Source organism: uncultured Caldilinea sp. (assembly GCF_937128415.1).
Lineage (GTDB): Bacteria > Chloroflexota > Anaerolineae > Caldilineales > Caldilineaceae > Caldilinea.
This window is the reverse complement of record NZ_CAKZMJ010000057.1, coordinates 52,221-72,214: the sequence shown is the minus strand read 5'-3', so window position 1 is coordinate 72,214 and position 19,994 is coordinate 52,221. Positions and strand designations below refer to the sequence as shown.

Annotated in this window: 12 protein-coding genes; 6 read left to right on the top strand and 6 right to left on the bottom strand. The window is 61.9% G+C overall.

The annotated features are described in order from the left end of the window. The first annotated feature begins 9 nt into the window (after positions 1-9). On the top strand, positions 10-1,716 hold the full coding sequence (locus Q0367_RS09075; protein WP_297635133.1) for a CRTAC1 family protein: 1,707 nt from the start codon (positions 10-12) through the stop codon (positions 1,714-1,716). A gap of 31 nt (positions 1,717-1,747) precedes the next feature. After that, entirely contained in the window at positions 1,748-2,539 is a 792-nt protein-coding gene (locus Q0367_RS09070) for a hypothetical protein (RefSeq protein ID WP_297635135.1), read from the top strand. Positions 2,540-2,552: 13 nt separating this feature from the next. Here the strand turns inward: Q0367_RS09070 and Q0367_RS09065 are convergent, their stop codons facing one another. Next, complete coding sequence (locus Q0367_RS09065; protein WP_298981734.1) at positions 2,553-5,372, bottom strand: sugar-binding domain-containing protein; 2,820 nt, start codon at positions 5,370-5,372, stop codon at positions 2,553-2,555. A gap of 560 nt (positions 5,373-5,932) precedes the next feature. Here Q0367_RS09065 and Q0367_RS09060 point away from each other — a divergent pair. The 3 genes from Q0367_RS09060 to pulA all read left to right on the top strand — a co-directional run bounded on the left by Q0367_RS09060 (position 5,933) and on the right by pulA (position 12,599). Next, positions 5,933-7,498 carry a collagen binding domain-containing protein gene (locus tag Q0367_RS09060; protein WP_298981732.1) on the top strand — a complete coding sequence of 522 codons (1,566 nt, stop codon included), beginning with the start codon at positions 5,933-5,935 and terminating at the stop codon, positions 7,496-7,498. A gap of 263 nt (positions 7,499-7,761) precedes the next feature. After that, on the top strand, positions 7,762-8,973 hold the full coding sequence (locus tag Q0367_RS09055; RefSeq protein ID WP_297635154.1) for a glycosyltransferase: 1,212 nt from the start codon (positions 7,762-7,764) through the stop codon (positions 8,971-8,973). Positions 8,974-9,089: 116 nt separating this feature from the next. Further along, complete coding sequence (pulA, locus tag Q0367_RS09050) at positions 9,090-12,599, top strand: pullulanase-type alpha-1,6-glucosidase (RefSeq protein ID WP_298981729.1); 3,510 nt, start codon at positions 9,090-9,092, stop codon at positions 12,597-12,599. Between the two features lie 59 nt (positions 12,600-12,658). Here the strand turns inward: pulA and Q0367_RS09045 are convergent, their stop codons facing one another. Further along, the gene (locus Q0367_RS09045) at positions 12,659-13,441 is read right to left on the bottom strand and encodes a histidinol-phosphatase HisJ family protein (RefSeq protein ID WP_298981727.1); all 783 of its coding nucleotides are present in this window, start codon (positions 13,439-13,441) and stop codon (positions 12,659-12,661) included. 223 nt (positions 13,442-13,664) lie between these two features. Between Q0367_RS09045 and Q0367_RS09040 the strand changes: the two genes are divergently transcribed. Next, positions 13,665-15,437: a DUF5666 domain-containing protein gene (locus Q0367_RS09040; protein ID WP_298981725.1), complete on the top strand. Its 1,773-nt coding sequence runs from the start codon at positions 13,665-13,667 to the stop codon at positions 15,435-15,437. Between the two features lie 96 nt (positions 15,438-15,533). Here Q0367_RS09040 and Q0367_RS09035 read toward each other — a convergent pair whose 3' ends face one another. From Q0367_RS09035 to Q0367_RS09020, 4 genes are all read right to left on the bottom strand, one after another. Beyond that, the gene (locus tag Q0367_RS09035) at positions 15,534-16,457 is read right to left on the bottom strand and encodes a glycosidase (protein ID WP_297635167.1); all 924 of its coding nucleotides are present in this window, start codon (positions 16,455-16,457) and stop codon (positions 15,534-15,536) included. A 135-nt stretch (positions 16,458-16,592) separates the two neighbouring features. Further along, a complete protein-coding gene (locus tag Q0367_RS09030; protein ID WP_297635170.1) occupies positions 16,593-17,522 on the bottom strand; it encodes a carbohydrate ABC transporter permease in 930 nt (309 codons plus the stop codon). Positions 17,523-17,526: 4 nt separating this feature from the next. Next, positions 17,527-18,525: a carbohydrate ABC transporter permease gene (locus Q0367_RS09025; protein WP_297635173.1), complete on the bottom strand. Its 999-nt coding sequence runs from the start codon at positions 18,523-18,525 to the stop codon at positions 17,527-17,529. Between the two features lie 90 nt (positions 18,526-18,615). Continuing rightward, positions 18,616-19,908 (bottom strand): sugar ABC transporter substrate-binding protein, encoded by a 1,293-nt coding sequence (locus Q0367_RS09020; protein WP_297635177.1) that lies wholly within the window; start codon positions 19,906-19,908, stop codon positions 18,616-18,618. Positions 19,909-19,994 lie beyond the last annotated feature (86 nt).

Genomic DNA, 19,994 nt, shown 5'->3' with positions numbered 1-19,994 from the left:
AACCGAACGATGGCGCTGGTTCGTTTCGTAACTCCGCTGCTCGTGGTTGTCTGCCTGTGCAGCGCCCAGGCCGATCACGGCTGGAAGGCGCCGACTGCAGCCGCACCTTTGCGCGTCGTCGAAGCGAGCGCGACGGAGACTCCCTGGAGCACGGCGCCCGCTTGCAGCAACGCCTTCGTCTCCCATCGGCTCGACTTCATCCACGGCGCACGGCTGCGCGAGATCAACACCTACATCAGCAATGGCGCCGGCGTCGCCGTCAACGACCTGGACAACGACGGGCGCCTGGACCTCGTCTTCGCCAGCGTAGATGGTCGCAGCGCCATTCTGTGGAACGAGGGAGGGCTGCGCTTCACGCCAGAGGCGCTCGACGCGCGCTTCACGCGCGGGGCGGCCACGGTTGACGTCGATGGCGACGGCTGGATCGACGTCGTCTTCACCCATCGAGGACTGGAGCCCCCTTCCTTCTGGCGCAACCTCGGCAGCGAGGTCGGCGCACGGCGCTTTGAGCGCCACACGCTTCCCGGCGTCGATCGCTACGCCTACGCCATGGCGTGGGGCGACGTCGACGGCGATGGCGCATTGGATCTGGTGACCGGCTCCTACGGCGTCGAACTCAAACAACATGGAATTCTCCGTCCCGAAAGCGAGCTCAAGGCGGGCGTCTTTCTCTATCTGCAGAAAGGGAGCGCTTGGGAGGCGCATCGCCTGGACGAGCGAGCCGAGACGCTCTCGATCGCCCTCCTCGACCTCACCGGCGACGGCCAACCGGAAATCTGGGCGGCGAACGACTTCGCACTCGAAGACAAAGTGTGGACGCAACAAGATGGGCGATGGGTGGAGATCCGCCCCTTCGACCGAACTTCTCACAGCACGATGGCGATCGAGTGGGGCGACATCGACAACTCCGGCCGTCTGGCGCTTTTCACCACCGACATGAACCCCTACGACACATCGCCCCGCAACCTGGCGCGCTGGCTGCCGGTCATCCATCATCTGGAGGAATATCGCGCGCGTGGGGATGTGCAAATCATGGCGAATGTCCTCTTGCTCCCCAACGGAGACGGCAGGTGGCGCAATCAAGCTGTGGCGCGCGGCGTAGATGCATCCGGCTGGAGCTGGGCCGCCAAATACGGCGATCTTGATCAGGACGGCTATCTAGACCTATACGTGGTGAACGGGATGATTGCAGCAGATCTCTTCGGGCACCTCCCCAACGGCGAGCTCGTCGAGGAGAATCAGGCGTATCGGAATCGCAGGGATGGCCGCTTTGCTGCTGCACCCCACTGGCAACTCAATTCGAGCGCCAGTGGCCGCGGCATGGTGATGGCGGACCTGGACGACGACGGCGACCTGGACATCGTCGTCAATAACCTGCGCAGTTTTGCGCAGATCTTTGAAAATCAGCTTTGCACCGGGGAGAGCATCCAGGTGGATTTAGCCTGGAGTCCTTCCCTCAATCGTCACGCCATCGGTGCGCAGGCGACGCTCTACACCGACCGGGGCGTCTATCGTCGCGATGTGCGCGCCTCGGGCGGATATCTTTCAACAGACCCGGTGCGCCTCCACTTCGGCTTTCCTGAAGGGACGCAGCTCTATGCCCTCGAGGTGCGGTGGCCCGACGGCGTCCTCTCCACACTGAAGGAACCAACGCCCAACCGGCGAATCCACATTTTTAGAGAAGAGCAAGCAATACCAGAGGGTGCAATGAAATAACGTAAGGAGGAAATAACGTAAGGGGTTGGCTATGACGCACACGACGCTCTCCACCTCGCCCTGGTGGACCAACATGCAGGAAAACCTTCCGTTGTTGCGACTGTTGCATCCAAAACAATATGCAAGCGCTGTGGGAATTTCGCTGGCCATAGGGTTGACGCTGAGCTGGATTGTCCTCGCCGCCGGCGTCGCCCCCCTCTGGGCCGCCACCGCCATGACGCTGCTGCTCCTGCTGCCCGCCGGATTTTTCAAATGGCGCGACGACTACCGACGCTACGGACGCACGGTGATGTTTCTCTCCGTCCTGCTCACAGCTCAGGGGCTCCACACGATCGAGCATTTGATCCAGTGGACGCAATATCACATTCTGTACTGGACCATGCGCCAGTCGAACGGACTTCTCTCTCCCGCCAATGCGGAATGGGTGCATTTTGTATGGAACTGGCTCGTGCTGCTCGTTGTTTTGCTGCTCATGTTCGGCGGCATGCGCAACGTCTGGATGTGGCTGCTGCTGGCGGTCGCCGCTTTTCATGCCGTTGAGCACACCTACACCTTCATCCGCTATCAGATCATCCTGCGCGAGCTGACGGCGATGGACATTCTGAACGTCACCGCGCAAGGGTTGCCCGGCATCGTAGGACGCGATGGCTGGCTGGCGCGCAGCGAGTGGACGCGCGGCACCTGGATTTGCAGCATTCCAGGGCTGACCACCGCAGTGCGGCTCGATGTACATTTCTGGTGGAACGCCATCGAAATGACGTTGCTGATTCTCGCCGGCCATGTTGCGCTGCGACGGCGCATGCAGGGTGAGCCGCTGCCGTAGCAGCGGCTCCCATTCAGGATTTCACCAATGAGCAGAGCTGCTCTTTGTCAATCGCCACTCTCGGAGCAAACGCATCTCCCTCCATGTAGCGCAGCACGCTATATAAAAACTGGCGGGCCACCAGCCGCTCGTTCAGGTTGGTGCGCAGATCCATCGAGCAAACCATCAAACGGCCCGCACCGAGCTGCGCTTCAAAGAGGAGCGCCAATCGTCGCGCCTCGAACCATGTATCGATCGGCTGCACAAGCGGTCGCAACGCAGGCGGCAATTGATCGATCTGCATTGCCGCTGCGCCGTGGATCAGCTCCCACCACTGCCAATTCGAGTGATACTCCGTCGGAAAGTCGGCGAAAACCGGATGCGCAGGGTTGCACAAGATGCCCAACGTATGCGGCGGCTGTCCACGCGTCCACGCCGTATTCCAGAACACGCTAGAAAAACCGATCTGACTGGAAGTATTGACCTGTGCGGGATCGAGAAGCAACAAGGCGCGGCCTTCGGTTTGGAGTTTGTGCATGGCTTCATCGATGGAAGAGGCAAGCACGGTCTGGGACGTGACCGGCAGCTCCAGGCGCGGGGCAAAAACCCAGAGATCCCAGTCATTTTCGTAGCGCTCCCCCCCTGTATCGAGCGTCAAGATCAGCGTGTATTTGCGCGCCGGTGGAAAATCGGCCAGCGCACAACGTATTTCGCCCACAATCGACTGGCTGGCGACTTCAACCCTGCCAGGAAGCAACCATTTGCCGTGCGCCCACACCGTTCCATCGTCCCCCAGAAAACGCCACTCCAGCGCTGCATCCACGAGCGGCGTCGGGCCAAAGTGAAAGAGCTGCACTTCCGCCTGAAATGTTTCGTCTGTGCGCCAGTAACGCTTCTGCATGCGCGCCAACGGAACCGTGCTGTTGCAAAAACGGCGAAACTGCTCGGCGGTGATGTAGCCCTTCTCGTCCCAAAACGGATCGAGCACGCCGACCAATGCCGTGCCCTGTCCGGGGAAATCATGCAGGTCTAAGAGTTGAAAGCCGCCGAAGTCCGAGGTGCGGAGCGCAGACTCGATCTCTTCTTTATAGCAAAGCGCTTGCAACTTGCCGGAGGCAAGCAGAAAATCTTTCGCCTGGTCGCCCATGTGGTTGGCTTCCAGAAAATCGCGGAAGATCTCAAAGTTCTTCGGCTTGAGCGCGCCGACGTATTTGGCGATCTCGTCGAAATTGGGATAAACGCACCACTGACCGATCTCGTGGCTGATGACCGGCGCGCCCGCCTGCTCCACGAAAGCGCGATAGTCTGTCATCGTTTCGGGCGGCTTTGCATTGATGCGCGAGGCCAGTCCTGCGCCCCACTGTTGGATGCGCGGGATTGGCGTGTTGTGATATTGATTCTCCTCGATCATGGGCCAGCCGGCGCCGCCAGTGTACAGACGCCTGGGGTCGCGCTTGCGCCAGTAGGTCACCCATTCGGCCAGATATTCCTCAAAGCGTCCCGCCGGTTCGTTGCCATACGCCATCAGCAAAAATGAAGGATGGTTGCCGTAGGCGTCCAGGATGCGCCAGCCCTCCTGAAAGAGCCAGGCGTCCACCGGCCGCCCCTCTCCAATCGCAGCGCCCTGGTTGGCCCACACCGGACACTCGACCTGGTAGTAGAACCCCAGCTCGTCTGCAGCAAGGAAGGCAGCTTCAGGTGGACACCAGGAGTGGAAGCGAATATGGTTCAGACCATGCGCCTTGCAGATGCGAAGGATGCGCCTCCAGCTTTCGACGTCGGTGGGAGGATAGCCGGTGAGCGGGAAGATGCAACATTCGAGCGTGCCGCGCAGGAAAATAGGACGACCGTTGAGCGTGATCTGCGTTCCCTGCACGCCGACTTCGCGCAAGCCAAAGCGCAACACGCGGCGATCGCGCCAAATGGCCTCATCGCCAGACGAGCGCGCCTCCAAGTCCAATGTCAACTCATAGAGCGCCGGTTGAAACTCATCCCATAGCAGGGCGTCTTCACCCAGTGGATAATACAAATCGACGTGCCCTCCCGCTGCGGAATGCTCCAGGCCGCCCTCCGCCGAGAAACGCACCTCCGCCTCGACCGAAGGCAGAGATCGCTCGCCGCCGGCGTTGACCAGTCGCGCCGAGGCGACCACCCGTCCTTGCACCGACCTTCCCAGGACGCTGGCGATGTCGATCTTCACTTGCGCAGACCGGTCGGCGACATTGGGAAAGACGCGCACGCGATGCAGCCAGACCGGACTTTCAGCGCTCAGCTCGATGCAACCGACAACGCCGTTCCAGTTTGACTGCGTGTGATCGGAGACGCTATGAGCGTTTGGCCCGACGTCCACGATCATCCGATTGTCCACGCGCAGGGTGAGCCGATGCTCGCCAGGTGCCACGCTGCACCCCAACTCATAGATATGCGGCGTCGCCAGGCTGTCGCAACAACCCAGAGGTCGATCATCCAGCCAAACGCTGGTCTGCCAGTGGGGGCGCTCCAGCCGCAGCACGAGACGGTGACCGCGCCACTCCTCTGGAATACGCACGGTGCGCTGATACCAGGCTACGCCCTTGTAATATCGCTCCGGCTGCAGCCAGAAGGGCACTTTGATGGCTCCACTGCGACGATATGGCGCATAGCGGGCGTCCTCAAAAAAAGAACGATCCACGATCGAGCCGGTCCAGGGCGTGTCGAGCGAAATTTCGTCTCCGAAGCCCTGCTCCTGCAGCGACCCCGGCAGGTGAACCACGCCCGCAGGGTTAGGAAGCGAAGAAGCGCACCAGGATTCGGCGACTCCCCGATCCATCGGGTCGAGCGCGAGCGTCCAGGCGCCGGCAAGGTCAATCTTCATACGAACTCCTGCTCCTACAAAAAATGAGAGACGAATTGGTGTAAGCAAACTTCATCCATGCACAGCGTCACTTCTGTGCGTTCAATTCCGTCTTTCATTCAAGGACGGCGCATTCATCATACTGCAAAAACGAAAGCGCTGTACATGGAGAGAGTTGACGCATGGATGCACAATCTTGCCATGCAGCCTGCAGGAGCGCTTGCAACACTCCTTTTCCACCCACGAGCCGAACGCTCCTCCACAAAAATAGCCATGAGATTTTGTCAAAATCCACAAGAACTGCGCCCCAAATAGGCGATTCATGGTTAAGCAAAAGGCGCGTTCTCTATTTTTTATGTCATTGCACTGTGCAAAGCCCTTGAATTCATGCAACTTTCATGGTACCCTGATCGATGGATCTTGTTTCACGGAGGGCCGCCGATCGCATCTACGTCTGCAAGATTCGTTCGCGAAAGGAGCGCGCCATGTGAACAACATCAGACCCCTTCCCTAAGTCTCGCTCAATTTGCACCCTGACAGCGCACCCTGACAACAGTGTAACCTTTTGAAAGGAGAGTCGTATGACTGACATCTTCAACCGGCGACAGGAGACGCCCTGGCGTGTGCGGACGCTGGCGGCGGTCATTCTGGCGCTGGGATTGCTGATACCCTGCGTCAGCGCTTTTGCACAGACGCAGGGGCCGACCCCTCTGGATCGCATCTGCGTCGAAGGCTCCGTCATTAACTTCGACGAGACGCCCCTGGGCGCCCCCTACACATGGACGATCACCTACGGACCTGCGGGCACCCAAGACACCTACGCCGTGACGACCGACGCCAACGGGCAATTTTATCTGCCTGACGGGGAGGGCCCCGTGCTCAATCCAGGGATTTGGACCTTCTCGCTGAATCCCACCGGGCCGTGGGAAGGCGTCACACCGTTGACCTTCGACGTGCCGCTCGGCTACGGCAGCCAGGAGTGCGTGCGCATTCGCTGGAAGCTGGTGCGCTATGTGCCGGTGATCGTCACCAAGATCGACGACCAGCACAACCCGCTGAACGGCTGGGTGATCCGCGCCGAGCCGGCGCGCGGCAACTGGTTCGCCACCCCACAGGAGGTGACGACCGGCTCGGGCGCCAATGAACCCGGCGAGGCTGAGTTCCGCCTGACCGAGGGCCAGTGGGTCTTCAAGGAGCGCGCGCCCAGCGGCGTCGTCTACACGCCGATCATGCCGGCCAGCGGACAACAGACGCTCAACGTCGTGTGGCAGGATGATGGCACAGGCAACCCAAAACCCCTTCGCCTGCGTTTCAAGAACCGCGTGACCGAATTCGGCTGCATCGAGGTCTATAAATTCGATCTCTTTGAGGAGAGCAGCATACCGCTGCCGGGCTGGAAGATCACGCTCAAGCGCGCCAATGGCTCCGTAGCAGCGACCGGCTACACCGACGCCGCCGGCATGGTTCGCTTCAGCAACCTGCCCTTCGGCCCCTACACGGTGCACGAGGAAATCCGCAACGGCTGGGCGCCCGCCAGCCCGACGAGCGTCTCGGTCACGGTGAACAATGCGGACAGATGTGTTGGCGTGAACTTCATCAACGAGCAGGATTTCGGCTTCAGCTTCGTAGGGCGCAAGCTGGACGCCAACGGCCACGTCGGCCTCGCCGGCTGGAAGATCACGATCACCCCGTTGGACGCGGGCGGCGCGCTGCCGACCAATGGGACACCGGAGGGCAGCGGCGCCTACGTGCTCACCGACGGCCTGGGCAACTATCGCTTCGACTTCCCGACCAATGACTACCGCGTGCCCGGCGCCCGCTATCGCATCTGCGAGGAGCTCAAAGCGGGCTGGCTGCCGCATGGCCCCACCTGCTACAATGTGCGCCTGCCCCATCAGCCCGGCTCGCCGGTCGTGGTCAAGGATTTCGTCAACCAACAGGTCGGCCACACCGAGAGCAAGCGCTGGGGCAGCTCCCCCGGCGGCGGCGGCTGTCGCTACACGGTCACCGTGCGGCCGGGCGAGAGCCTCTACGGCATCGGTGCAGCCTACGGCGCTTCCGCCAGTGCGATGCTGGCCGCCAATCCCTGGGTGCGCAACCGGCCCCATTACTACCTCTATCCGGGCGACACAGTCTGCGTACCGTAGCACGATGGAGGCAACGCATCCAGTCCACCGGATGGATCTGTTGTTGCATTGCGTCGGTGGAGGGCCGGCGTTGGCGTCTGTCGTAGACGCCTGACAACCGAATCACAGCGCGTAAGCCGGGTTTCCAGAGGGAGACCCGGCTTTTTTCAGGATAAGGATCAAAGAGGAGAGGCGCAGGAATTCCTCGCGCCCCCCCGAAAACGCCATCGTCCTCGTTCTCAAAACATTTCCCGATCTCTTCTCATCCGTGATACACTGCCCTCATGCACATCGGCGTCTTGACCCACAACTACCCCCGCTTCACCGGTGATTTCAGCGGCACCTTTGTCGAAGCGTTGTGCGAGGAGCTGGCCGCCCAGGGCCAACGGGTGACGGTGTGGGCGCCCTATGACCCGGCCTACCGTCGCCCCCTGAACGGCGCCGTAACGCTGCGCCTGTATCGCTACATCTGGCCGGATTCGCTGCACCGGTTGGGCTACATGCGCACCATGCAGTCCGACCTCTCCCTGCGGCTGGAAGCTTACGCACTCAGCCCGGCGCTCTTTGCCCGCGGCGTTCAAGCCGTGTGGCGAGACGCGCGACGCCTGCGCCCTGACGTGCTGCACGCCCACTGGCTCTTGCCCAACGGCTTCATCGCCGCCGTCGTCAGCCGACGGCTCGGCATCCCGCTGGCGATTTCGGTGCCAGGCTCCGACGCGCAGGTGGCGCGCAGCAATCCTCTCTTTCGCGCCATGGCGCGCTTCGCCCTGCGCCAGGCCGCGCTGCTCACCGCCAACAGCGCAGAGCTGCGCGACGCCGTCCTTCCGCTCGGCGCCGATCTCAACCGCTTCGACATGATTATTTACGGCACCGACCCCAACGCTTTGACCCCCAGTTCCGAAGGCGTGCAGGCGCTGCGACGTAAATTGGAAATTGAAGAAAGCGCTGTAGTGGCGCTCTGCGTCGGTCGCATGGCGGCCAAGAAGGGCTTCGACGTCTTCATCCGCGCCCTGGCGGACCCGATCTTGCGCACTCAGCCGGTGATCGGCGTGATGGTCGGCGACGGAGACGAAAAAGCCGGCTGGCAGAGGCTGGCGGAGCAGCTCGGCGTGGCGGCGCGGCTGCGATGGGTGGGGAGCGTGCCCAAGACCGAAATCGGACGCTATTACAACATGGCGGACTTTCTGGTGATGCCCTCGGTGAACCGACCGGCGGATGGCCTCAACGTCTGTGTGCTCGACGCCATGAGCTGCGGCAAACCGGTGATCGGCTCCACCGCCGCAGGCAATCCGCTGGCGATTGTGCACGGAGAAACCGGTCTGCTCACGCCGGAGCAGGACGCCGTCACCCTGGCGGCGGCGATGGCGCTGCTAGCGGGCAACCCCGGCCTACGCGCGCGGATGGGGGCGGCTGCACGCACTCGCATCGAAACGGAGCTGGGCTGGCCCCATCTGGCCAAGCGGTACATCGCTCACTTTGAACGCATGATCGGGTAAAGGACCTACGCGCGCAGCTGTAAGGTCAGCTTCCGGCGGGCGCTTCTGGGTGAGTGGAGATGTTACATCCCCTGATCGTCATTTTTTTGTTGCGTGGGCACGCAAAGGAGCTCTCTATGGTCATCCAATCCAGAAAAGTGCACTGGCTCGCTGCGCTGACGTTGATCCTCGCCTTGCTCCTGCCGATGGCGCCCGCCGCACTGGCGCAGGACGTGGCCATCATCCACTATCACCGCCCCGACGGCGACTACGAAGGATGGGGCTTGCACGCATGGGATGCAGCCGCCATCACCGTTGAATGGGCCAATCCGCTGCCGCCGGACGGCCAAGATGATTTCGGTCTCTTCTGGGAGGTGCCGATCAAACCTGACGGAACGCGACTGGGCTTTATCGTCCACAAGGGCGACCTCAAAGACCCCGGCCCCGACCAATTCCTGGACCTGACAAAGTCCAAAGAAGCCTGGGTGATCTCCGGTGATCTCCTGGTTTACACCGAACGGCCGGACCCCAGCGCGCGCCCCAAGGGCGACCTGAACCGTGCGCGCGCCCACTGGGTGACGCGCGAGCTCATCGCCTATCCGGCCGGCGATGACCTGCCCGCCGACGCCGTCTTCCAGTTGTTCGACGCCTCCAACGGCGGGATGCAGCTGACGCTGGACGGGATCATGGGCGCCGGCGTCACGCGCACGCCGCTGACGGTCGACGAGGCCGGGTTGCCGGAGGCGGTGACGGCGAAGTTTCCCCATCTCGCCGGCTACCTGGCGCTGCGCCTGCCGGAGAGCGAGCTGCGCGCCGTGCCCGCCCTGCTGAGGGGCCAACTCGCCGTGCAGGTCACCACGGCGGAAGGCGAGCTGCTGGACGCCACCGGCGTGCAAATCCCAGGCGTCATCGATGAACTTTTCACCTACGACGGCCCGCTCGGCGTGACGTGGGAAGAGAACGTCCCCACGCTGCGGCTGTGGGCGCCGACGGCCAAGCGCGTGCGCCTTTACCTGTTCGAGGACAGCGCTGCGCCGGAGCCAACGGAGATCGTGGCGATGAAAAACGAAAACGGCGTATGGAGCGTCACCGGCGACCCGACGTGGAAAAACAAGTATTACCTGTACGAAGTGCGCGTCTTCGTCCCGACGACCGGCGCCGTCGAGGTCAACCTGGTCACCGACCCCTACTCCCTGAGCCTCGCCATGAACAGCCGACGCAGCCAGATCGTCGATCTGAACGACCCTGCCCTGAAGCCCGCAGGTTGGGACGAGCTGGTCAAGCCGCCGCTCGAGGCGCCGGAGGACATCACGGTTTGGGAAGTGCATCTGCGCGACTTCAGCGCGCTGGACGAAAGCGCGCCCGAAGCGCACCGGGGCGCGTACCTCGCCTTTACGCATCCGGAATCGAACGGCATGCAGCATCTCAAGGCGCTGGCCGAGGCCGGACTGACGCACCTGCATCTGCTGCCGACCTTCGACATCGCCACCATCGACGAGGACAAAACGACCTGGGAGGCCCCCGATCCGGCGCTGCTGGCGACGTTGCCGCCCGACTCGGAAGAGCAACAGGCGCTGGTCGCAGAGACCCGACACGTCGACGCCTACAACTGGGGCTACGATCCCTTCCATTACTTCGTCCCCGAAGGCTCCTACGCCACCGACCCCGACGGCCCGACGCGCATCCTCGAATATCGGCGGATGGTGCAGGCGCTCAACGAGATGGGGTTGCGCGTGGTCGCCGACGTGGTCTTCAACCACACCAACGCCAGCGGTCAGAGCGAGAAGTCGGTGCTCGACCGCATCGTGCCCGGCTACTATCATCGCCTCAGCCTGGACGGTTTCGTCGAAACGAGCACCTGCTGCCCCAACACTGCAACCGAGCACAACATGATGCGCAAGCTGATGGTGGACGCCGTCAAGCTGTGGGCGACCGCCTACAAGATCGACGCCTTCCGCTTCGACCTGATGGGTCACCACATGGTTGCGGACATGCTGGCCGTGCGCGAGATGCTCGACAGCCTGACCCTGGAGGAGGACGGCGTCGACGGCGCCGGCATCTTCCTCTACGGTGAAGGCTGGAATTTCGGCGAGGTCGCCAACAACGCGCGCGGGGTGAACGCCACGCAGCTCAACCTGGGCGGCTCCGGCATCGGCACTTTCAACGACCGCCTGCGCGACGCCGTGCGCGGGGTGGGCCCCTTCGACGGCGGGCAGAATCTCAAACGCCAGGGCTTCGTCTCCGGCCTCAGCATCCAGCCCAACGCCTATGACTGGGGCGGCGAAGAAAAGGCCGCCGCGCGGTTGGGGTTGCTCACGGACTGGATCAAGATCGGGCTGGCGGGGAATTTGAAGGAGTATTTGCTGCTCGATCACCGCGGCTACGCGCTGTTCGGCGCAGAGATCGACTACAACGGCGCGCCGGCCGGCTATACGATGGACCCGCAGGAGAACATCGTCTACGCCGACAAGCACGACAATCAGACCCTCTTCGACGTCGTGCAGCTGGCTGCACCGGACGAGGCCACCGTCGCAGAGCGGGTGCAGATGGCGCAGCTCGGCCATGCCATCGTGCTGCTCAGCCAGGGCGTGCCCTTCCAGCAGGCGGGCACGGAGATGCTGCGCTCCAAGAGCTTTGACCGCGATTCCTACGACTCGGGCGACTGGTTCAACTTCCTTGACTTCACCTATCAGGACAACGGCTTTGGCCGCGGCCTGCCGATCGCAGACAAAAATCAAAGCGATTGGCCGATCCTGCGGCCCCTGCTGGCCGATCCTGACCTCAAGCCGGACGAAGAGTTGATCCAGGCCACGATTGCGCACTTCACCGACTTCCTGCGCATCCGCTACAGCTCGCCGCTTTTCCGCCTGCGCACCGACGAGCAAATTCTCAACATGGTGCATTTCCACAACGTCGGGCCAGAGGCGATTCCAGGGCTGATCGTAATGAGCCTCGCCGACGTCGGCGAGGGGGAGGCCGACGTGGACCCGAACCTGGAGCTGCTCGTCGCCCTCTTCAACGCGCGGCCGGAGACCGTGACCTTCCGCGACGAGACGCTGGCGGGGATGAACCTGACGCTGCATCCGGTGTTGGCGAAGCGCGAGAACCGCTATGCGAATGCGTCCTATGACGCCACAAACGGCGCATTCACCGTTCCGGCGCGTGCGGCCGTCGTCTTTGTCGCCGCCGACGTTGCGGAGGATTTCATCGAACGCTTCAATGCGCTGCGCCGTTCGCTCGAGGCGATCCGCAGCGAACAGCCCTCGTTGGAGGAAATTCAGGCCGCCGAGGCGGCTGCAGCGCAGGTGCAGGCGGCGCCGCAGAGCGTCTCGTTCCCCGGCACGATCGGCTCGGCGCTGGGCGGCGCCGACTGGGCGCCCGACGATCCGGCGGTGCAGGCCACGGGCGAGGGGCTGGGCGTGTGGGCGCTGGTCGCCGACTTGCCCGCCGGCGAGTACGAATTCAAAGTGGCGATCAACGGCTCGTGGGATGAAAACTACGGTCTGGGCGGCGAGCGCAACGGACCGAACATCCCACTGCGCCTCGACAGCCCGGCGACGGTGACCTTCCGCTACGACGCCGCCACCCATGCCGTGTGGGCGGAGGTGGCGGGTGAAGTCGTCGCCGGAGCAGCGCCGGACGAATAAACTCGTTGTGCGCTCCCGTTGTGCGCTGTGGGAGCGTTGCTCCCACAGCGCACAACCTTCTACGCCTTCACCTTTTCCTTGCCCAGGTAGGGGAGGCACCCCGCTCGCTCGACCAACGCTTCACCGATCTCTCGATTGCGTCCGATCTCAGAGGCGCGGTGCGCATCCGAGTTGACGGCGACAAACTGCCCGCCCTCTTCTCGATACCAGCGCAACACCGTCTCCAACGCCGGATTCCAACCTGGAACATAAGTCAAAAAGCGCGTGTTCAGCTCCAGAATTCGTCCGTGCTGGACGAGGGCGCGCATCGCCTTGCGCACCGGCTGCTCGATGCGTTCGATCGCCGGCGGGCCAAAACGCACCGTTCCCGGCCAAAAGATGCGGTCAAAATGGGCGATAATCTTGCAATTCACCGATGCGGCGATGTGGGCTAGCTCTTCAAAATAGAGGGTGTACACATCCTCGGGTTGCCGGCCGTCGAAACAATCCACGTAATGGATATTCCGACCTTGCAGCCAGTGCAGAGAACCGATGACCATATCGAACGAATAGCGCGCCAGCAGATCCTCCACTTCGGCAAGATGCTCGTGAGGGTTGCCCAACTCCACCCCGCTCCACAGCGTGAGGCCGCGAGCGGCGTAGCGCTGTTGACAATGGTGGAGCTCGGCGAAGTAGCGATCGAAGTCCGGCCGCTGATGGACGCCATCCGGCAGCCACTCCACGTGATCGGTGACGGCGATATGCGTCAAACCGAGGGCGAGCGCCTGCTCACAGAGTTCGGCGATGGTGTGGTTGCCATCGAGGCTATGGGTGGAATGCATGTGCAGGTCGGTCAAAATCATATGTTCTTCGCTTGTGGTTGATTTGGTTTCCTCATGTAGATATGTAGAGCGCAAACGATTTCGATGCGCCATTTTTTCGCCATCAAATACGACATTATACATCGAATGCAACCCGATGTATTTTTTTCAAAGCCGGACTGCACTTTAGAGATGAAGGGGAATTGCTTTGAGCAGCCAACCTTGCAAACAGAAAGCAACAGTGCGAGTCAGAAAGGATGGAACGATGTCTAGACCGTCCGGGCGGATGCCCAAAACCTGGATCATTGCTGCAATTGCATTTATTGTTCTCTCAGCGCTTTGGTCGAGTCGCGTAGCGCTGGCGGATGGGCAAGAGCTGAAGGGGCGCATCGAGGCGATGCCGGCCAGTGGACTGCTGGGGGAGTGGGTGATCGCAGGCCGCACATTTCTCGTCACGGAAGCGACGCGCATCCGCGAGGACAAAGGCCCGGCCGCGGTCGGCGTATGCGTCGAAGTGGAGTACAGCGGAAGCGCAGCGCCGTTCCTGGCGAAGAAGATCGCCACCAAAAGCGACGATGACTGCAACGGCGGCCCGCCGCCTTCCGAACAGGAGGCCTTCGGCATTGTTCAAAGCAAACCTGCCCACGGGTTGATCGGCGCATGGACGATCGGCGGCGTCGCCTATCAGGCGTCTCCCGGCGTCAAGTTCAAGCAGCGCCACGGTCCGCTGGTCGTCGGCGCCTGCGCCAAAGTGCACTTCAGCGGGACGGAGCAGCCCTTCCGGGTGCGCGAGATGGAAAGCCGGCCGCTCTCCGACTGCGGCGGCAACGGCACGGTGCCTCCTGCGCCGACGCCGCCAGGGCCTCAGGTCGAGCGCTTTGGCCGTATCGACAGCTTCCCAGAAGGACTGATCGGCGAGTGGGTGATCGACGGCGTCAAGTACACGGCGACCTCCTCCACAGAGTTCGAGCAGAAGAATGGGCCGTTCGCCGTCGGCGTCTGCGTGAAACTGCACGCCTTCTTGAGCACCGACCCGCCGACGCTGCGCGAAGTTGAGACGGAGCGAGATCACAAGTGCAACAACGGCGGCGACGACAACATCATCGGCAAAGGTGAACTCTTTGGCGAAGTGCAGAGCTTCCCCGAGGGGCTGATCGGCGAATGGAACATCGCGGGCATCACCTTCGTCGCCGACGCCTCTACGAAATTCGAGCAGAAGCACGGCGCCTTTGCCGTCGGCGTGCTCGTCAAAGTGAAATTTGTCATCCTGCTGGACGGGACCTTCTACGCCCGCGAGATTGAAACGAAATCGGGCGTGCACCTCGGTCGCGGCCATGCCTTCGGCGTTGTCGAAAGCATGCCCGCAGGACGCATCGGAACGTGGGTGATCAGCGGCGTCGAGTATCAGGTGACGGAACAGACGCGGCTGCGCGAAAAGCACGGCGCGCTGCAAGTCGGCGCCAAAGTGCGGGTGAAGTATGTCGTGGATGCGAACGGTCAACGCACCGCGCTCAAGATTGAAACCACGCGCTCCCAGGGCGGCGTCTCTCGCCCCAACCACTTCAAAACCTTTGGCTTCGTCGATCAGATGCCGCCCGACGGGCTGATCGGCCAGTGGGTCATCAACGGCGCCGCCTTCATTGCGGACGCGCGCACAAAGTTCAAAGAGACCAACGGACTGTTGGGCGTGGGCGCTTACGTCTCTGTGGAGTACCGCATCGTCAACGGGCAGCGCATCATCCATGAGCTGGAGACGAAAGTGCCGCCCGGCGCCGGCGCACTCCTGAAACTCGCCAAAATCGAAGCCAAGGCAGAGGTGGCCGCTGCGGCGGCGGATGGCTCCGAGGTGTGGCGCATCGGCGGCGTCAACTACGTCGTGACGCCCGCCACCGACATCGACGACCTGGAGAGCGGGCTGGAAGTCGGCGACCTGGCGCTGGTGAACAGCTATGAAGAAGCGGACGGCACGCTGGTCGCCACCGAGGTGCGCGGGGTGAACCTCACCGCAAGGATTTTCCTGCCGACGGTGAACAGATAGACGCCTCCACCTTTCTCCGGTTTATTTGAGCCGAATGCGCCGTCTGGTGACGGCGCATTCGCATTGGGCTGCATTTCCTATCCGCATTCCGTTTGCTCAACCGAAGCGTGCGTACTCGATCAAATCAGACAAAGCGCAGGTCGCCAGACCGATGACGTGATCGCCGCCGCCATAGTAGACGTAAACGCGGTCATCGACGACGGGATTGGCGTTGCTGAAAACCACGTTGGGCACGTCCCCGCGCAGCTCCCATAACTCCTCCGGCCAGAAGATCGGCTCCTTGGGGCGGTGAATCACCTGCGTCGGGTCCTCCAGGTCGAGCAGGATGACGCCCAGCCGATAGATGCGGTCTTCTGCATAGGCGTGGTTGAGGCAGAGCCAACCGTAGGGCGTCTCGATCGGCGGGCCGTTGCTGCCGACGCTGCGCGCATCCCACCAGTTGTCCGGCCGCGGCCCGTAGATCGGCGCCATCTGCTCCTGCGGCCACGTGCGCAGATCGTCGGAATAGGCGATCCAGACCTGTGGCCAACGACGATGCAGCGCAGCGTAGCGCCCGTTGATCTTGCGCGGAAAGAGCACATGATCCTTGTTGTCCTCTCCGCGCACGATGGGGCCGATGCGCTCCCAGGTGATCAGGTTGCGGCTCATGGCGATCATCGGCAGGATGCCGCCGCCGGCGTGCGTGGGTTTGCCCTCTCCTGCGAATTTGCTGCCATAGGCAGTGTAGGTCATGTAAAAGACGCCATCGAGCAAGACGACGCGAGGGTCTTCGAGGCCGCGCGATTCGTAGGCGTTCTCCGGCGTCAAAATCGGGTGGCGCATGCGGTTCCAATGCACGCCGTCGGCGCTGACGGCGTAGCCGAGACGGCTCACCCAATCGACGCCCTGGGCGCGATAAATCATGTGAAAGAGACCGTTGTGATGAATGACGGCGGGATTGAATACATTTTCCGACTCCCACCAGGAAGTCGGGTCCGGCGTCAACACCGGCTCCGGATGTCGTTCTAAGCGAAAGCTCATGCAAATTCTCCGTGATTTGAGTGGTGCGTAATTTATGTTGCGTGATTCGTGTTGCGTGGAGCAGCGTCGAAAGGTTGCGCCTGGGATGGCGTCCCTCGAGATGCGAACCACGCAACACGGGACACATTCGGCGACCTATCCTTTTACGCCGCCGATCGTCAACCCTTCGATGAAATACCGTTGCGCCATGAAATAGAGCAACAGCAGCGGCGCAGCCATCACCGTCGACATCGCCATCATGTAGTGCCACTTGGGCGCTTCCTTAGAGAGGGACTCCTGGAAGAATTTGAGCGCCATCACCATCGGAAATTTGTCGACGCTGTTGAGGTAGATGAGCGGACCCATGAAGTTGTTCCAGTTGCCCTGGAAGATCAACACGGCCAGCGCCAGCAGCGCAGGCTTGATCAGCGGCAACATGATGATGACGAAAACCTGCAATACATTGGCGCCATCGATGTACGCGGCCTCCTCGAAATCTCTGGGAATGGTCAGCAAAAACTGGCGCAGCAAGAAGACCGCCCAGGCCCCGCCGCCCAGCCAGATGCCGGTGACCAGTGGATCATAGGTGTTGATGAGCTGAAGGTTGCGCCAGATCAAAAAGGTCGGGATCAAGGTCACGATGCCCGGCAACATCATGGTGGAAAGCAGGATAATAAAAAGCGTGTTGCGCAACGGAAATTGAAAGCGCGCAAAGCCATAGGCGACCAACGACACTGCGATCAGCTCGGCGGTCATCGCCAACAGCGTGATAAAAAGCGTATTGGCGAGAATGCGCCAGAAGGTCAGATTAGGCGCAATTCGGCTCAGCTCGATGAACGCCTGTGGGTAGTTGCTCCAGGCGATGGGGTCCGGGATCCATCGAATCGGCCAGATAAAGAGCTGATCCTCCGTCTTGAGCGAGGTCGAAATCATGTAGGCGAAAGGAATCAACACGAAGAGCGAGAAAAAAATCAGCAGCGCATAGGTGAGGACGCGGTCCAGCATCTGGCGCATGCGCATGCGAGGCGTGCGCACGCGTGCGCCGGACATCGACTTTTCCGCAGCGACGGCAGGAGTGGCAGCCATGGCCTTATCCTTTCTCACTTTCATAATAGACCCACAGCGCCGATGAGCGGATCACCAGGAGCGTCAACGCCAGAATCACCGCCAGCAGGAACCACGCCATCGCCGAGGCGTAGCCCATGTGGCGAAAGGCGAAAGCCTCCTGATAGATCAGCACATTCAAGAACTGTCCGGCGCGTTGCGGCGTCGTGATGAAGAACGCCTGCGTGAAGATCTGCAGCGCGCCGATGATGCCCGTCACAAGCGTGTAAAAGAGCGTCGGGCTGAGCATCGGGATCGTCACAAAGCGAAACTGCGCCCACGTCCCGGCGCCGTCGATCTGGGCGGCCTCATAGAGCGCGCGCGGGATATTCTTCAGCCCGGCCAGCAAAATCACGGCGTTGGCGCCAAAGACGCCCCACATGCCCATGATCACGTAGGCGGGCAGCACCAGGTTGGGATCTGTGAACCACGCCAGCGGCTGCATGTTGAACAAGGCGTAGAAGGGCTGCAGGAAGAAATTGATCAGCCCCGAAGAAGGGCTGAACATCCAGCGCCACAACAGCGCCACGGCGGCGGCAGGCAACACAGCCGGCAGGTAGTAGAGCGTGCGCCAGAAGCCGATGGCGCGCACGTTGCGGTTGAGGAGCAAGGCCACGCCCAACGCGCCGATCATGCCCAAGGGCACATTGAAGAAGGCGTAAAGCATCGTCAGCCGCAGCGAAGGCCAGAAGTTGCGGTCGCTTGTGAACATGCGCACGTAGTTGTCCAGCCCGATCCATCGCGGCGGCTGAAAGATGTTGTACTCGGTGAAGCTGAGATAAAACGAATAGAAGAACGGGTACAGGCTGAAGATCAGGAAGCCGAAGATCCACGGCAGGACAAAAGCGTAGCCGCGCGCGATGTCGCGCTTGACACCGATGCGTTGCAGCCCTGTGTTCAACAAATACATCATTGCACCGAGTGCGCCGCCAACCAGCGACCAGCGCACCAGCGTTGGCCAGTAGGATTGAATCGCAGCCTCCATGCCGAAACTCCTTTCTCCGACGGCGACTCGTGTTGCGCGGTGCGTGTTGCGTGTCTTTGTGAAACACGCAACACGCAACACTTCATCACGTTACGGCAGCAACTCTTCCAACATCGGACGAATCTTCGGCGCCAGCTCGGCGGCTGTGCCCTGGTCATGGAAGAGCGGATCCATGAAGTCGCCCCAGAAGATCGTGTCCCACTCCTGATGCCGCGGGATGATGTTGAAGGCGCGCATGTCCGGGATCGCCTCGACGATGGCCGCTGCATTCTTCTCCTTGCGCGGCTCGGCCGCCACCAGCGCCTCGACATTGGCCAGCGACTTGCGCGGGGCGACGATCTTCCAGCCGTGAATCTTCTCGGTCAACAGCGCCAACGCCTCGTAGGCCAGCTCCGGATTCTGGGTCTGCGCCGCAATGACGGTCGAGGCCGTCCACGCAAAGGTCGGGCGTCCGGCCGGCCCGGCAGGCACGCGCACCACGCCGACGTCCAGCCCAGGCACGCGATCCAGATCGTCGGCGGCGCCGCCCATGAACATGGCGATCTTGCCCGCCTTGAACATCTCACCGAAGCCCTGCTCCTGGATCACAGCCTCCGGCGGCGTGTGCACATCGTCGTAAATCAAATCGGCGTAGAACTGGAAGCCGGCGATCGCCTCCGGCGTGTCGATCGGGCACGCGCTGAGGTCGGCGGTGATCACTTCGCCGCCCGCCTGCCAGACGAACATCTGCGGGGGCGGCCAGCCGTTCATGGTGAAGCCCCACTGGTCGTTCTTGCCGTCGCCGTCAAGGTCCTTGGTCAGCGCAGCGGCGGCGGCCACAAAGTCATCCCAGGTCCAGTCGGCGGTCGGATAGTCGACGCCGGCGGCGTCGAAGAGCCCCCGATTGAAATAGAGCACTACCGGCTGCGCAATCCACGGCAGGCCGTAGGTGCGCCCCTGATATTGCGCCGTCTTCAAAATATCGGGGAAGTAGTCATCAAGATTCGCCGCGGGGTGGACAGTGTCGCCGGCCAAAAAGTCGGTGATGTCGAGCAGCGCACCCTGCGCAGCCATGCCGGCGATCCACTCCTGGGAGAGCCAGAAGAGGTCGGCGGAGGTGCCGCCCGCCAGCGCCGTCTGAATCTTGGTGTAATAGTCGGCCGGCGCCGGTTCATGGACGATCTCGAACCTGTCCTGCTCGCTATTGATCGCGTCCAACAGCACCTGGAGTTCGGCGGATTCATCGACGCCCGCCCATGTCGCCAGGCGAATCGTCACCTTCTGGGCGGCGGGCGCCGGCTGCTCCCCAGGTGCAGCGGCAGGTGCGGTCACAGGCGCGGCGCATGCGCTCACCACCAGCCCCAGGATCAACAGCAGACTGAAAAGAAAAATAGGTCGTTTCATCGGACGGTCTCCTTTCGGTTTGAATAGGGTGAAACTCTTGCGACGAAAAGAATCAACTTTGCTCAAGAGCGGTTCAGAACATTTCA

Excerpts from the sequence above, each read along its gene's own strand:
- Q0367_RS09075 (WP_297635133.1), top strand. The coding sequence starts at position 10 with ATGGCGCTGGTTCGTTTCGTAACTCCGCTGCTCGTGGTTGTCTGCCTG.
- Q0367_RS09070 (WP_297635135.1), top strand. The coding sequence starts at position 1,748 with ATGACGCACACGACGCTCTCCACCTCGCCCTGGTGGACCAACATGCAG.
- Q0367_RS09065 (WP_298981734.1), bottom strand. The coding sequence starts at position 5,372 with ATGAAGATTGACCTTGCCGGCGCCTGGACGCTCGCGCTCGACCCGATG.
- Q0367_RS09060 (WP_298981732.1), top strand. The coding sequence starts at position 5,933 with ATGACTGACATCTTCAACCGGCGACAGGAGACGCCCTGGCGTGTGCGG.
- Q0367_RS09055 (WP_297635154.1), top strand. The coding sequence starts at position 7,762 with ATGCACATCGGCGTCTTGACCCACAACTACCCCCGCTTCACCGGTGAT.
- pulA (WP_298981729.1), top strand. The coding sequence starts at position 9,090 with ATGGTCATCCAATCCAGAAAAGTGCACTGGCTCGCTGCGCTGACGTTG.
- Q0367_RS09045 (WP_298981727.1), bottom strand. The coding sequence starts at position 13,441 with ATGATTTTGACCGACCTGCACATGCATTCCACCCATAGCCTCGATGGC.
- Q0367_RS09040 (WP_298981725.1), top strand. The coding sequence starts at position 13,665 with ATGTCTAGACCGTCCGGGCGGATGCCCAAAACCTGGATCATTGCTGCA.
- Q0367_RS09035 (WP_297635167.1), bottom strand. The coding sequence starts at position 16,457 with ATGAGCTTTCGCTTAGAACGACATCCGGAGCCGGTGTTGACGCCGGAC.
- Q0367_RS09030 (WP_297635170.1), bottom strand. The coding sequence starts at position 17,522 with ATGGCTGCCACTCCTGCCGTCGCTGCGGAAAAGTCGATGTCCGGCGCA.
- Q0367_RS09025 (WP_297635173.1), bottom strand. The coding sequence starts at position 18,525 with ATGGAGGCTGCGATTCAATCCTACTGGCCAACGCTGGTGCGCTGGTCG.
- Q0367_RS09020 (WP_297635177.1), bottom strand. The coding sequence starts at position 19,908 with ATGAAACGACCTATTTTTCTTTTCAGTCTGCTGTTGATCCTGGGGCTG.